Raw genomic sequence first — 13,082 nt, 5'->3', positions numbered from 1 at the left:
CACATTAAGTCTTTGTAGACTTCAGCACCCGTCGGTCTGGTCGAGGAAGGCAGGGCCGGGGAGGGCGATGAGGGGGTCGACGGCGCCGATGGCGGCGAGGTCCTTGCCCTCGTAGTCGAGCCCGAGCAGCACGGTGCGGATGAGGTTGAGCCGCGCCCGGCGCTTGTCGTTGGCGCGGATCACCGTCCAGGGGGCGTGGCGGGTGTGGGTGGTTTCGATCATCCGCGTGCGTGCGGCGCTGTAGGCGTCGTAGCGCGCCAGCGCCTCGAGATCGACCGGGGAGAGCTTCCAGTGCTTGAGCGGGTCGTGCCGCCGGTCATGGAAGCGCTTCATCTGCATCTCGCGGCCGATGGCGAGCCAGAACTTGAAGAGCTTGATGCCGTCATTGACCAGCATCTGCTCGAAACGTGGCGCCTCGGCGAGGAATTTCTCGGTCTCCTCGGGGGTGCAGAACCCCATCACCGGCTCGACGCCGGCCCGGTTGTACCAGGAGCGGTCGAACAGGGCGGTCTCGCCGGCCGCCGGCAACCAGTCGACATAGCGCTGGAAATACCATTGCGTGCGCTCCCGGTCGCTCGGCTTGGGCAGGGCGACGTGATAGGTGAGGCGCGGGTTCAAATGCTCGACATAGGTGGCGATGGCGCCGCCCTTGCCGGCCGCATCGCGCCCTTCAAAGACGATGACCGTGCGCTGCCCGGTGGCGATCTCGTGCTTTTGAAGCAGGGCCAATTGCAGGTGAAGCTGGTAGAGCGCCGCCTCGTATTCCTCCTTTTCCATGCCCGCCGCATAAGGATAGCCGCCCGAGGTGATGGCGCCCTTCTTGATCGAGCGGGGCAGTTCCGGGGCATCGAGATCGAAATCGAGATCGCTCATGGCTGGCTCTCCGTTGGTCGCCAAACGTGCTATGGAGCCGCCCGCGACGCAAGTCGCGCGCGCGGGGGCCATCGAGGTGCGATTGACCACAGACACGAACGCCGGGGCCACTGCAAGGTTCGCGCACCACATTCGGCAGCGCGCGCCGGCGCTGCTGGTCGCGGCGCTCGGGCCGCTGGGTTTTGTCGTTGCGGGACGGATCGGGGCGGGAGAGGCGATGCTTGCCGTCGCGCTGCTGGGCGCCCTCGTGCTGGCGCTGCCGGTGCCGGCCCGCCGAAGCGAGGATGTGGTCGAGGGAACGTCGCGCAGCGAGGGCCGGCAGGCCGCGCTCGCCATCGTTTCGCGCTTTGCCGATACGCTGGTCGACCCCTGCCTGCTCGTTGATCATCGCGGCACGATCATGCATCGCAACGGCGCGGCCGGCCAGCAATTCGGGGTTGCGGCGCCGGGCACCCAGATCGCCCTGGGGCTGCGATGGCCGGCGCTGGGCGCCGCGATTGCCGCCGTGCGCGAGACCGGGGCGCCGGCGAGCGCCGAAATCCACCTCACTGTGCCCAACGAGACCTGGTACGCCCTGTCGGTGATGCCGCTGCCCGAGGGCTCGGGCGTGCCGGCCGGGGTGCTGGTGATCACCCTGCGCGACCTGACGCCCGAAAAGCGCATCGATGCGCTGCGCACAGATTTCATCGCCAATGCCAGCCATGAGCTGCGCACGCCGCTGACCTCGCTGATGGGCTTCATCGATACGCTGCTCGGGCCGGCCGCCAGGGATGCGGCGGCGCGCGAGCGCTTCCTCGGCATCATGCGCCAGCAGGCCACCCGAATGTCCAAGCTGATCGATGACCTGCTGTCGCTCTCGCGCATCGAGATGCGCCAGCACATGCGGCCCACCGACAGCGTCGATCTTGCACGTCTTCTCGCCGATGTGCGCGACGGGCTGGAGACCCAGGCGGAACAGGCGGGAGTTGCGGTGGCGCTCGATATCGGAGTCGTGCCCGCGACGGTGACGGGGGACCGCGACGAACTCTACGAAGTGTTCGAGAACCTGCTCGAGAATGCCATCAAATATGGCGGCGATGGCGGGCGGGTGGAGCTGGTGCTCGGCAGGGCGACGCGGCACGGCTACGACCTCGTGGTCAGCGTCGAGGACCATGGGCCGGGCATCGCGGCCGAACACGTGCCGCGGCTGACCGAGCGCTTCTATCGGGTGGATGCCGACCAGAGCCGGAAAAAGAAGGGCACGGGGCTCGGGCTCGCCATCGTCAAGCACATCGTGGCGCGCCACCGGGGCGTGCTCACCATCCGCTCGACCCCCGGAGTGGGCACGAAGGTCGAGGTGCTTTTCCCGCGTTGAGGGAAATGATGAGGGGAATCAACGCCTTGGCCTGTCATAAAAGCGTTGCCTCGCTGTCATAAATCCATTGGTAAGGAGCAAATAGGGTGCGCCTCGTCAAAGCGGGCGGCCGGGAGATACCGGCGCCTCGCACCGGGATCCGCCCGACATCCAGTCCGAAAGGAACGACCATGAAATTCTCGACCTTCGCCAGCGTCGCCGTGCTCGCGACCGCTGCCCTGGCCGCCACCAATGCCGCCGCGCAGACCCGTGACCAGATCCGCATCGTCGGCTCCTCGACCGTGTTCCCCTACACCCAGGCCGTTGCCGAGCAGTTCGCCGCCATGACCGGCGGTACCGCTCCGGTCGTCGAATCGACCGGTACCGGTGGCGGCTTCCAGGTGTTCTGCGGTGGCGTCGGTACCGATTTCGCCGACATCACCGGCGCGTCGCGCGCCATGACCAAGAGCGAATACGACCTGTGCATGGCCAATGGCGTCGACTCCATCACCGAGGTCCTCATCGGCTATGACGGGCTTTCGGTCGCCCATTCCCAGCAGGGGCCGGACCTGGCTCTGACGAAGGCGCAGATCTTCCAGGCGCTGGCCGCCAAGGTGGAAGTCAATGGCGAGATCGTCGACAATCCGTACCGCAACTGGTCCGATATCGATGCCTCCCTGCCGGCCGCCCCGATCACCGTGTTCGGCCCCCCGCCGACCTCGGGTACCCGTGACGCCTTCGTCGAGCTGGTGATGCACGATGGCTGCGAAGCCTTCCCGGCCATCGACGCGCTCGAAGGCGACGCCAAGGACGAAGTGTGCGAGCGCATGCGCCAGGACGGTCCGTTCGTCGAAGCCGGCGAGAACGACAACCTGATCGTGCAGCGGCTCAATGCCGACCCCAATGCTCTGGGCATCTTCGGCTACTCGTTCCTCTATGAGAACACCGACACCCTCAAGCCCGTCGCCGTCGATGGCGTCGAGCCCAGCCCCGAGACCATCGCCGACGGTTCCTACGGCGTCTCGCGTCCGCTGTTCTTCTACATCAAGAACGCGCACAAGGGCGTCATCCCCGGCCTCGACGAATTCGTCACCGAGTATGTTTCCGAGGAGTCCTTCGGCGAGGGCGGCTATCTCTCCGAGCGCGGCCTGATCCCGCTGCCGGCTGCCGACCGCGATGCCACCCGTGCCGCCGTTGCCGGTGGCGAGCACTTCTCGCGCTACCAGTAAGCACTACACAGGCGGTCGGCCCCTCGGGACCGGCCGCCTTTCCTCGGGCCCGGAGACCAGGTCATGGCCGGCTATCTGCTCCTCGCGATCATCGTCTTCGCCCTCGTCGCCTTTTACGTAGGGCGTCTGGCGGGCAGTCGATTTGCCACGGACAGTGCGGTGCAGGCGCATTCCCTTCCCGGCTATCACGGGGCCTTTGTCGCTGTATGGGTCGGCGTGCCGGCGCTCGTGCTCGTGCTGCTCTGGCTGGTCGTGCAGGGCTCGATCATCGACAGCCTCCTCATGGCGAGCCTTCCCGCTTCCCTCGTCGAAGGCACCACGGTGGCACAGCGCTCGCTGCTGCTGTCCGAAATCAAGAACGTCGCGGCGGGCGTGATCTTTGGCCAACCCACTCCCGAAGTGATCGCGGCGGCCGAGACGTGGGTGCGCTGGAACCAGATCGCCGGTTGGGCGATGGTTGTGGTCGCCCTGTGCGTCATGCTGCTTGCGCTGTTTGTAACCACCTCGCGCCTCAGCCCGCACTTCCGCGCCCGCACCAGTTTCGAGCGGTTCACCCTGATCACGATGATCCTGTGCTCGGTGGCCGCCATCCTGACCACGGTCGGCATCATCGTTTCGCTGATCTGGGAGTCGCTGGCATTCTTCCGCATGGTGCCGGTGCACGAATTCCTTTTCGGGCTGCGCTGGGAGCCCCAGATCGCCATGCGCGCCGACCAGGTCGCAGGTCAGGGCGCATTCGGTGCGGTGCCGGTGTTCCTCGGCACGATCGTGATCGCTTCGATCGCCATGATGGTGGCCATACCGATCGGCCTGTTTACCGCGATCTTCCTTGTGGAATATGCCGGCGACAGGGTCCGCAACATCGTCAAGCCGATCCTCGAAATGCTGGCGGGCATCCCGACCGTGGTCTACGGCTTCTTCGCCGTGCTCACGGTGGCCCCTGCGGTGCGCAACGCCGGCTCGCTTTTCGGCATAGCGACCTCGCCCAACAGCGCCCTGGCGGCGGGGCTGGTGATGGGCATCATGATCATTCCCTTCATTTCCTCGCTCGCCGACGACGCCATCCGCGCCGTGCCCCGCAACATGCGCGATGGCTCGCTGGCCATGGGCGCCACCCGCGCCGAGACCATGACAAAGGTGATGCTGCCCGCTGCTCTGCCCGGCATCGTAGGGGGCATTCTGCTGGCCCTGTCGCGCGCCATCGGTGAAACCATGATCGTGGTGATGGCGGCCGGACTGATCGCATCGCTCAATATCAACCCGCTCGATTCGGTGACCACCGTGACCGTGCAGATCGTCTCGCTGCTCACCGGCGACACCGCCTTCGACAATCCCAAGACCCTTGCTGCCTTCGCCTTGGGCCTGATGCTGTTCCTCGTGACGCTGGCCCTCAACGTGCTCGCACTCAGCATCGTGCGCAAATATCGCGAACAGTACGATTGAGGCCTGAGATGACCGACGCATCGCTTTCGCGCCCCGCATCTGCGCAGCCCTATGATCGCCAGCGGCTTCGCAAGCGGCGTGCAGCCGCCGATTTCCGGCTGCGCGCTTACGGCATCGCCGCCATCAGCGCGGCGATCGGGATGCTCGGCATCCTGCTCGTCACGATCTTCGTGGGCGGCTACCAGGCCTTCGTACAGACCCATATCCGCGTCGATTTCGATATCGCAGCGGATGCCGTCGATCCGGCCAACCCTGCCGCTGCCAACTGGCGCGCCATTGTCGCCGATGGCCTCGATTCCCTGCTGCCAGGGGTGGAAAGCCCTGCCCAGGTGCGCGCGCTCGGGCAGTTGCTGACCAACAACACCCAGTTCTTCGTCCGCAACGCGGTCGTCGCCAATCCCGCGCTCATCGGCGGGACGCTGACGCTGGAAGTGCCGGCGGCCGACATCATCGATCAGCTCAACAAAGGCGTCATCCGCCGCGACACGGCCTCAGAAAATCGTCGGGTCAGCGACCAGCAGATCGCCTGGTTCGACCAGCTCGTCGCGGATGGACGCGTGTCCACACCCTTCAACTGGGGCCTTTTCACCAACCCGGACAGTCGCTTTCCCGAAATCGCCGGGCTGCTCAACGGGATGGTGGGATCGCTCTATGTAGTCGCCGTCTGCTTTCTCGTCAGCTTTCCCGTCGGTATCGGGGCTGCGATCTATCTCGAGGAATTCGCGCCCCGCAATCGCTGGACCGACCTCATCGAGGTCAATATCAACAATCTCGCGGCGGTGCCCTCCATCGTCTTCGGTCTCCTGGGGCTGGCGGTCTTCATCCAGATCTTCGGCATCCCCCGATCGGCGCCGCTGGCGGGTGGCCTCGTGATCGCGCTGATGACCCTGCCCACCCTCATCATCGTGACGCGCAATGCCCTCAAGGCCGTGCCACCCTCGATCCGCGAGGCCGCCTATGGCATGGGCGCATCGCCCCAGCAGGTGATCTTCCACCATGTGCTGCCGCTGGCTTTCCCCGGCATCCTGACCGGTACGATCATCGGCATGGCCGCTGCGCTGGGCGAAACCGCGCCGCTGCTGCTGATCGGCATGAACGCCTTCATCACGAGCCCTCCGGGCGGCGTTCTGGATGCGGCCACCACCTTGCCCACGCAGATCTATATCTGGGCAGACAGCCCCGAGCGTGGTTTCGTCGCCAGAACCAATGCAGGCATCATCGTGCTCCTGGGCTTCCTGCTGATCATGAATGCCCTCGCCATCTTCCTCCGCCAGCGCCTCGAGCGCCGCTGGTAACGGGCCGCAAGACAGGGATGTTTGAAAGATGAACGACATGACTGAGATCGCGGAAGCCGGCCGCGCCGGGCCCACAGCATCCAGGGGCGCCAGCGCCGTGGCGATGGAAGGCCGGGACGTCAAGGTCTTCTACGGCGAAAAGCAGGCGCTTTTCGGGGTGAGCCTCGCCATCGAGCGCAATTCCGTAACGTCCCTCATCGGACCCTCAGGATGCGGCAAGTCGACCTTCCTGCGCTGCCTCAACCGCATGAACGACACCATCCCCATCTGCCGCGTTGAGGGCACCATCACCCTCGATGGCGAGGACATCTATGATCGCAGCCTGGACGTGGTGGAGCTGCGCGCCCGCGTCGGCATGGTGTTCCAGAAGCCCAACCCCTTTCCCAAGTCCATCTTCGACAATGTCGCCTACGGACCCAAGATCCACGGCATGGTGCGCACCAAGGCCGAGACCGAGGAGATCGTCGTCTCCTCGTTGCGCCGCGCCGGCCTGTTCAACGAGGTCAAGGATCGGCTCAATGAGCCCGGAACGGGACTTTCAGGAGGCCAGCAGCAGCGCCTCTGCATCGCTCGGGCGATTGCGACGCGGCCGGAGGTGCTGTTGATGGACGAGCCCTGCTCGGCGCTCGACCCCATCGCCACGGCCATCATCGAGGAACTGATCGATGAGCTGCGCGAGACCTACACCATCGTCATCGTCACCCACTCCATGCAGCAGGCGGCGCGCGTGTCGCAGAAGACGGCGTTCTTCCACCTCGGCAAGCTGATCGAGGAGGGCAGGACCGAGGACATCTTCACCAACCCCGTCCACAAGCAGACCCAGGACTACATCACCGGCCGCATCGGCTGAGGAAGGGACGAGCCATGCCCGGCTACAGAAGCGAACATATCGTCTCCTCCTATGAGGAGGAACTCACCCAGATCGCCCAGCACATCTCGCGCATGGGCGGGCTCGCCGAACAGGCCGTGGCGAGCGCCGTGCAGGCGCTGCTCAAGCTCGATCATGACCTCGCAAAACAGGTGGTGGCCGGCGACAAGGCGCTCGATGCGCTGCATCGCGGGCTCGACGAGATGGCCGTTTCGATCATCGCCCGCCGCCAGCCGATGGCGAGCGACCTGCGCATGATCGTGACCTCCATCCATATCGCGTCGGACCTCGAGCGGGTGGGCGACATGGCCAAGCAGGTGGCGCGGCGCGCCCTGCAGATCGAAGGGCTGAGCCTCAATCCGCGCTTTTACAACGGGGTCAAGCACCTCTCGGACCTGATCCTGCGCCAGCTCAAGGGCGCGCTCGACGCCTATGCCACCCGCAACGCCGCCGAGGCCATCGCCATCTGCAATGGCGACGACGAGGTCGATGCGCTGCACACCTCGCTCTTTCGCGAGCTCCTGACCTACATGATGGAAGACCCGCGCACGATCTCGCAGTGTACCAACCTGCTGTTCTGCGCCAAGAGCCTCGAACGGGTGGGCGACCATGCCACCAATATCGCCGAGGCCGCCTATTATCTCGAGACCGGCAAGCAGCTTTCAGGCGATGTCGAAGAGCTGCAGCGGGTCCAGCACAAGATCTGAACCATGAGCGCCAGCATCCTGATCGTCGAGGACGAGGCCGACCTCGTCGAACTCATGCGCTACAATCTCGAGGCCGAAGGCTATCGGGTCCTCACCGCCATGAGCGGCGACGAAGCGGCCGAGGTGATGCGCGAGACCATCCCCGACCTCATCCTGCTCGACTGGATGCTGCCCGGGCTCTCGGGCATCGAGCTCTGCCGGCGCTGGCGGGCCCGCGAGGAAACCGCGCGCGTGCCCATCATCATGACCACGGCGCGCGGCGAGGAGGAGGAGCGGGTGCGCGGGCTTGCCACCGGCGCCGACGACTACGTGGTCAAGCCCTTCTCGGTGCCCGAACTCGTGGCGCGGGTCGGGGCGCTGTTGCGCCGGGCCAGCCCGCTCCTGGTTTCGACGCTGCTCAAGGCCGGCGATCTCGAACTCGATCGCACCAGCCACCGCGTCCGCCGCTCGGGCCGCGAGGTGCATCTGGGGCCCACCGAATACCGGCTGCTCGAATATCTCATGCGCCATCCCGGCCGCGTCTATTCGCGCGAGCAGCTGCTCGACGGGGTGTGGGGCAACGACGTCTATGTCGATGAGCGCACGGTGGACGTGCATGTGGGCCGCCTGCGCAAGGCGATCAATCGCGGCCGCCACCCCGACCCGATCCGCACCGTCCGCGGCGCCGGCTACGCCTTCGACGAACATTTTTCGGGGTAGTCGTCAGGCTGCCGGGGGCTTGGGGCTTGGCGCCGTTTCCCTGAAACCGGCGCGCAGATCCAGGGCCCTCTCCTGTCGCGTTTCCGGACGGCGAAGCGGTATCCACTTCGCCTCGGAACGCCCTGACGTCAGCGCTTCTTTTTTTCCATCTGGTGGAAGGCGCGGCGGGCGTGGAATTCGCAATAGGGGCGGCCTTCGTCCGAATGCTGGCCGCAGAAGTAGAAGTCGGCGGACAGGGGGTCCCCGATCGGCCATTTGCAGGTGTGCTCGTTGAGCTCGAGCAGGCTGATGCGCTGCTCGACCGGAATGACGAGCTCTGCCTGCTGCTGCACGACCTCGACTTCGCGGACCACTTCTTCCTCGATCTTGAGGGCGGTAGCGCCCTGGACGGCCGCGGTGGCGCTACCGCTCATCGGCATGCCGCGCGGCTTGGTGGAAATGGTCGCCTGGGGCGAGGGCAGGGCCGGCCGGCCGGCGCTCTGGGGCGTGACAGGACGCCGCACCGGCGGCCGGACGGAGGGACGCACGCGCGGTGCCGCACTGGTCGGCTTGGCGCGTCCGGACAGCTTGAGGCGGTGCACCTTGCCGATGACGGCATTGCGGGTGACGCCTTCTCCCAGGGTTGCGGCGATCTGGCTGGCACTCAGCCCCTCGAGCCATAGTTTCTTGAGTAGCTCGACGCGCTCTTCAGTCCAGCCCATCGATCGAAAACTCCTGGTCAATAAAACAAAGGCCGACCCGTAGCCCATGCTGTCATGGCGACATCATGGCAAGTACTCTACACATGGTAGGTCAAGCGGGTATGCCACACGAGATATCGTGTCCCGATGGCGTGCATACTACACGGCTGGCGGAATCCGTGGCAAGAGTCCTGCCGGTTTTTCACGGGGAAAAGCCTCAGACGACCGCCATGTCGCAGGCTTGAGGCAGAAGCGGAGTCGGATCAGCGACTTGCCCGGCCATGTTGACTTTGAAGGTCCGCAGCGGCATATGATTTGCATCCAACGCGCCGCCTGTCAGCAGCGCGTTTTTGGTTTTTCTGGGCCTTTTTGCAACACCTTGCATCTGGAGGAAATCCGCCATGTCCGCGCTTTACGGCACTTACGCCCGCTCCGAACTCGCCTTCGAGCGGGGCGAGGGTGTACGCCTTTTCGCGCAGGACGGGCGCCGATATCTCGATTTCCATTCCGGCATCGCGGTGAACGCGCTCGGCCATGGTGACCCGCATCTGGTCAATGCGCTGAAGGCGGCCGCCGAAAAGGTCTGGCACACCTCCAACACCTTCACCATTCCCGAGCAGGAGCGGCTGGGCCAGCGGCTGGTCGATGCCACCTTCGCCGATGCGGTGTTCTTCACCAATTCGGGCGCCGAGGCGGTGGAATGCGCCATAAAGACGGCGCGGCGCTACTTCTACGACAAGGGCGAGAAGGATCGCTACGAGATCATCGCCTTCACCGGCTCGTTCCACGGGCGCACGCTGGGCACCATCGCGGCGGGCGGCAATCCCTCCTATCTCGAGGGCTTCGGCCCGCCGGTTGAAGGGTTCAAGCATCTAAAGCCCGGCAATCTCGAGGCGGTCGCCGCCGCCATCGGGCCCAGGACCTGCGCCATCCTCATCGAGCCGGTGCAGGGCGAGGGCGGGGTCACCGCGTTCCCGGCCGAATACATGCAGGGGCTGCGGGCGCTCTGCGACGCGCACGGGCTGCTGCTGGTGCTCGACGAAGTGCAGTGCGGCTATGGCCGCACGGGCCGGTTCTTCGCCCATGAATGGAGCGGCATCACGCCCGACATCATGGCGGTGGCCAAGGGCATCGGCGGCGGCTTTCCGCTCGGGGCCTGCCTCGCGACGGCCGAAGTCGCCAAATCCATGGTGCCGGGCACACATGGCTCGACCTATGGCGGCAATCCGCTGGCGTCGGCGGTGGGCAATGCCGTGCTCGACCGGATCCTCGCCCCCGGCTTCATTGCCGAGGTCGACCGGGTCGGCCAGCTCTTTGCCTGGCATCTGCGGCAACTGGCCCAGCGCTTTCCCCAGTATGTGGTGGAAACGCGCGGCAAGGGCCTTCTCGCGGGCATCAAGATCACCCCGCCGGTCAAGGATTTCGTCGTGCGCCTGCGCGACGATCACCAGATGCTGTGCATCGCGGCGGGCGACAACGTCGTCCGGCTGATCCCGCCGCTGGTGGTGACGGACGCCGATATCGAGGAAGCCATCGGCAAGCTCGCCGATGCCTTCACCGCGCTCGATGCCGAGGCCGCAGCATCCGGGAAGGCCGCAGGCTGAGACCGATGCTGACCTTTTATCACTTTGGACGCCGCCGAAGCCGTTTGTCCCTGCCTGCCCGATAGGGCAGAGTGACATCGCGGCTTCGGCCGCTCCATTTCCAGGCGTCGCAAAGGATCCCGGCCCATGACATCGACCGGAACCCCACGGCATTTTCTTTCGATCGACGATTTCTCCCATTCCGACCTGCGCTTCATGCTCGACCAGGCGGTGGCGCTGAAGCAGCGCCTCAAGGACGGCGACCGGCCGCTGCTGCTTGAGGACAAGGTCCTGGCGATGATCTTCGAGCGCCAGTCGACCCGCACCCGCGTCTCCTTCGATGTCGGCATGCGCCAGCTCGGGGGCGAGACGCTGATGCTGACCGGGCAGGAGATGCAGCTGTCGCGCGAGGAGACGCTGGCCGATACGGCGCGGGTGATGAGCCGCTATGTCGACGCCATCATGATCCGCATCCTCAGTCATGCCGACCTGCTCGAGCTGGCCGAAAACGCCTCGGTGCCGGTGATCAACGGGCTCACGCGGCGCGCCCATCCCTGCCAGATCATGGCGGACCTCCTGACCTTCGAGGAGCATCGCGGCCCCATCGAAGGCGCCAAGGTCGCCTGGGTCGGCGACAGCAACAATGTGCTGCATTCGTGGGTCAATGCCGCCGAGCTCTTCGGCTGCGAACTGACCATCGCGGTGCCGGACGAATACGCCCCCGAAAAGGACCTGATGCACGACATCAACCGCGCGGGACCCAAGGTCAAGCTGATCGAGGACCCGCGCGAGGCGGTCGAGGGCGCCGATCTCGTCATCACCGACACCTGGGTGTCGATGGGCGACACGGATGCGGCTGAACGCCGGCGGGTCTTGAAACCCTACCAGGTCAATACCAGCTTGATGGCTTTGGCGAACAAGGACGCCCTGTTCATGCACTGCCTGCCTGCCCATCGCGGCGACGAAGTGACCGACGAGGTGATCGACGGTCCGCAGTCGGTGGTGTTCGACGAGGCCGAAAACCGCCTCCACGCCCAGAAGGCCATCCTGTGCTGGGCCTTCGGGGTCGCGACCAACTAGCAGCTCTCGCCTTTCGCATGCGCCCGCTCCGCCAGCGGAGAGGGCGGTGAGGAGGCCTTCGGCTCGGGCCGGGCAGTCGCGGATGATCCGCGGCGATCCGGCCGCTTGCGGTCTCGGCCCGATCACGAAAAGAGCAATTGCATGACCACGGAAATCAACATGACCGACGCCCCGCTCTCACCCCTTGGCCTCGATCGCCCCGAGAGCGGCGACGACGTGGCCCTGCCCTTTACCCTCGATGCGCTCGATTGCCGGGGACGCGTGGTGCGGCTCGGCGACGCGCTCGATGCCATCCTCACCCGCCATGACTATCCCGAGCCCGTCGCACGCCTTCTGGGCGAGGCGGTGGTGCTGGCCGGGCTCATCGGCTCGTCGCTGAAATTCTCCGGCCGCTTCATCCTCCAGACCCAGACCGACGGGCCGGTGAACCTGCTGGTGGTCGATTTCGACGTGCCCGATGGCCTGCGCGGCTATGCGCGCTTCGATGCCGAGGCCGTGGCCGAGGCGATCGCGCGCGGGGAAACCCAGCCGGGCCAGTTGCTCGGCAAGGGCCATCTCGCCATGACCGTCGACCAGGGACTGCATATGGAGCGCTATCAGGGCATCGTTCCGCTCGATGGCGGGTCGCTCGAGGATGTGGCGCACACCTATTTCCAGCAATCCGAGCAGATCCCCACCCAGGTGCGGCTGGCGGTGGCGCAATTGTCGCGGCGCGGCGAGCCGGGGCCGAACTGGCGCGCCGGCGGCGTGCTGCTGCAATTCCTGCCGCCCGAGGGCGGACGGCTGCCGGACCTGCCGGGGGACGGCAATTTCGACAATCCCGATGCCCTCGACCCCGATTTCGTCGAAGACGACAAGTGGACCCAGGCGCGCACCCTGCTTGCCACGCTGGCGGACGATGAACTGGCCGATCCCGACCTTTCGCCCGAGCGCATGCTGTTCCGGCTCTATCACGAGACGGGCGTCAGGGTCTTTGATGCCATGCCGCTCGAGGAGCGCTGCACCTGCTCGGCCGAGAGGATCGAGGCGATGCTGCGCGACAGTTTTTCGCCCGAGGATCGCGCCGAAATGGTCGTGGATGGAGAGATCGAAGTCGTCTGCGAGTTCTGCTCGGCCGACTATCACTTCTCGCCCCACGAGTTCGACGAGACGCATTGACCTTCGCGCCTGCCTCTTTGCGAGGCAGGCCGATCAACCCCGAGGCATCTGGGCGGGTGAACGGGATGACAGGGGCAGGATGGCGGTAAATTTCCCGCCACCTTTCCAATGTTTCATTTGTACGCCCCGGTTCC

The 13,082-nt window shown here is 65.7% G+C and carries 13 protein-coding genes; 10 read left to right on the top strand and 3 right to left on the bottom strand.

The window, feature by feature from the left end; translation table 11 throughout:
* Window positions 1–21 precede the first annotated feature (21 nt).
* Entirely contained in the window at window positions 22–873 is an 852-nt protein-coding gene (ppk2, locus tag BT183_RS17225) for a polyphosphate kinase 2 (RefSeq protein ID WP_143145868.1), read from the bottom strand.
* An 82-nt stretch (window positions 874–955) separates the two neighbouring features.
* Between ppk2 and BT183_RS17220 the strand changes: the two genes are divergently transcribed.
* From BT183_RS17220 to phoB, 7 genes are all read left to right on the top strand, one after another.
* Window positions 956–2,227, top strand: a complete 1,272-nt coding sequence (locus BT183_RS17220) for an ATP-binding protein (protein WP_244545373.1) — start codon at window positions 956–958, stop codon at window positions 2,225–2,227.
* Window positions 2,228–2,397: 170 nt separating this feature from the next.
* A complete protein-coding gene (locus BT183_RS17215; protein ID WP_072345783.1) occupies window positions 2,398–3,435 on the top strand; it encodes a substrate-binding domain-containing protein in 1,038 nt (345 codons plus the stop codon).
* A gap of 63 nt (window positions 3,436–3,498) precedes the next feature.
* Window positions 3,499–4,878, top strand: coding sequence for a phosphate ABC transporter permease subunit PstC (gene pstC / locus BT183_RS17210; protein ID WP_072345781.1), 1,380 nt, complete (start codon window positions 3,499–3,501; stop codon window positions 4,876–4,878).
* 8 nt (window positions 4,879–4,886) lie between these two features.
* Window positions 4,887–6,173 carry a phosphate ABC transporter permease PstA gene (pstA, locus tag BT183_RS17205; RefSeq protein ID WP_072345779.1) on the top strand — a complete coding sequence of 429 codons (1,287 nt, stop codon included), beginning with the start codon at window positions 4,887–4,889 and terminating at the stop codon, window positions 6,171–6,173.
* Between the two features lie 28 nt (window positions 6,174–6,201).
* Window positions 6,202–7,023: a phosphate ABC transporter ATP-binding protein PstB gene (pstB, locus tag BT183_RS17200; protein WP_072345777.1), complete on the top strand. Its 822-nt coding sequence runs from the start codon at window positions 6,202–6,204 to the stop codon at window positions 7,021–7,023.
* 14 nt (window positions 7,024–7,037) lie between these two features.
* Complete coding sequence (gene phoU, locus BT183_RS17195) at window positions 7,038–7,748, top strand: phosphate signaling complex protein PhoU (protein ID WP_072345775.1); 711 nt, start codon at window positions 7,038–7,040, stop codon at window positions 7,746–7,748.
* Window positions 7,749–7,751: 3 nt separating this feature from the next.
* A complete protein-coding gene (gene phoB, locus BT183_RS17190) occupies window positions 7,752–8,447 on the top strand; it encodes a phosphate regulon transcriptional regulator PhoB (protein WP_072345773.1) in 696 nt (231 codons plus the stop codon).
* A 128-nt stretch (window positions 8,448–8,575) separates the two neighbouring features.
* Here phoB and BT183_RS17185 read toward each other — a convergent pair whose 3' ends face one another.
* Both BT183_RS17185 and BT183_RS20555 read right to left on the bottom strand, forming a co-directional pair.
* Window positions 8,576–9,148 (bottom strand): GcrA family cell cycle regulator, encoded by a 573-nt coding sequence (locus BT183_RS17185; protein WP_072345771.1) that lies wholly within the window; start codon window positions 9,146–9,148, stop codon window positions 8,576–8,578.
* Window positions 9,149–9,344: 196 nt separating this feature from the next.
* On the bottom strand, window positions 9,345–9,530 hold the full coding sequence (locus tag BT183_RS20555; RefSeq protein ID WP_143145867.1) for a hypothetical protein: 186 nt from the start codon (window positions 9,528–9,530) through the stop codon (window positions 9,345–9,347).
* On the opposite strand from BT183_RS20555, the gene BT183_RS17180 reads away from it, so the two are divergent.
* The 3 genes from BT183_RS17180 to BT183_RS17170 all read left to right on the top strand — a co-directional run bounded on the left by BT183_RS17180 (window position 9,529) and on the right by BT183_RS17170 (window position 12,948).
* Window positions 9,529–10,731, top strand: coding sequence for an aspartate aminotransferase family protein (locus BT183_RS17180; RefSeq protein WP_072345769.1), 1,203 nt, complete (start codon window positions 9,529–9,531; stop codon window positions 10,729–10,731). The genes BT183_RS20555 and BT183_RS17180 overlap by 2 nt on opposite strands.
* A gap of 126 nt (window positions 10,732–10,857) precedes the next feature.
* The gene (argF, locus tag BT183_RS17175) at window positions 10,858–11,790 is read left to right on the top strand and encodes an ornithine carbamoyltransferase (protein WP_072345767.1); all 933 of its coding nucleotides are present in this window, start codon (window positions 10,858–10,860) and stop codon (window positions 11,788–11,790) included.
* 159 nt (window positions 11,791–11,949) lie between these two features.
* Entirely contained in the window at window positions 11,950–12,948 is a 999-nt protein-coding gene (locus BT183_RS17170; RefSeq protein WP_072346346.1) for an Hsp33 family molecular chaperone, read from the top strand.
* The last annotated feature ends 134 nt before the right edge of the window (window positions 12,949–13,082 follow it).

It is taken from the genome of Devosia enhydra (assembly GCF_900119845.1).
In the GTDB taxonomy this organism is placed as follows: domain Bacteria; phylum Pseudomonadota; class Alphaproteobacteria; order Rhizobiales; family Devosiaceae; genus FPKU01.
The sequence above is the reverse complement of the archived record's forward strand: the minus strand, read 5'-3'. Positions and strand labels throughout refer to the sequence as shown.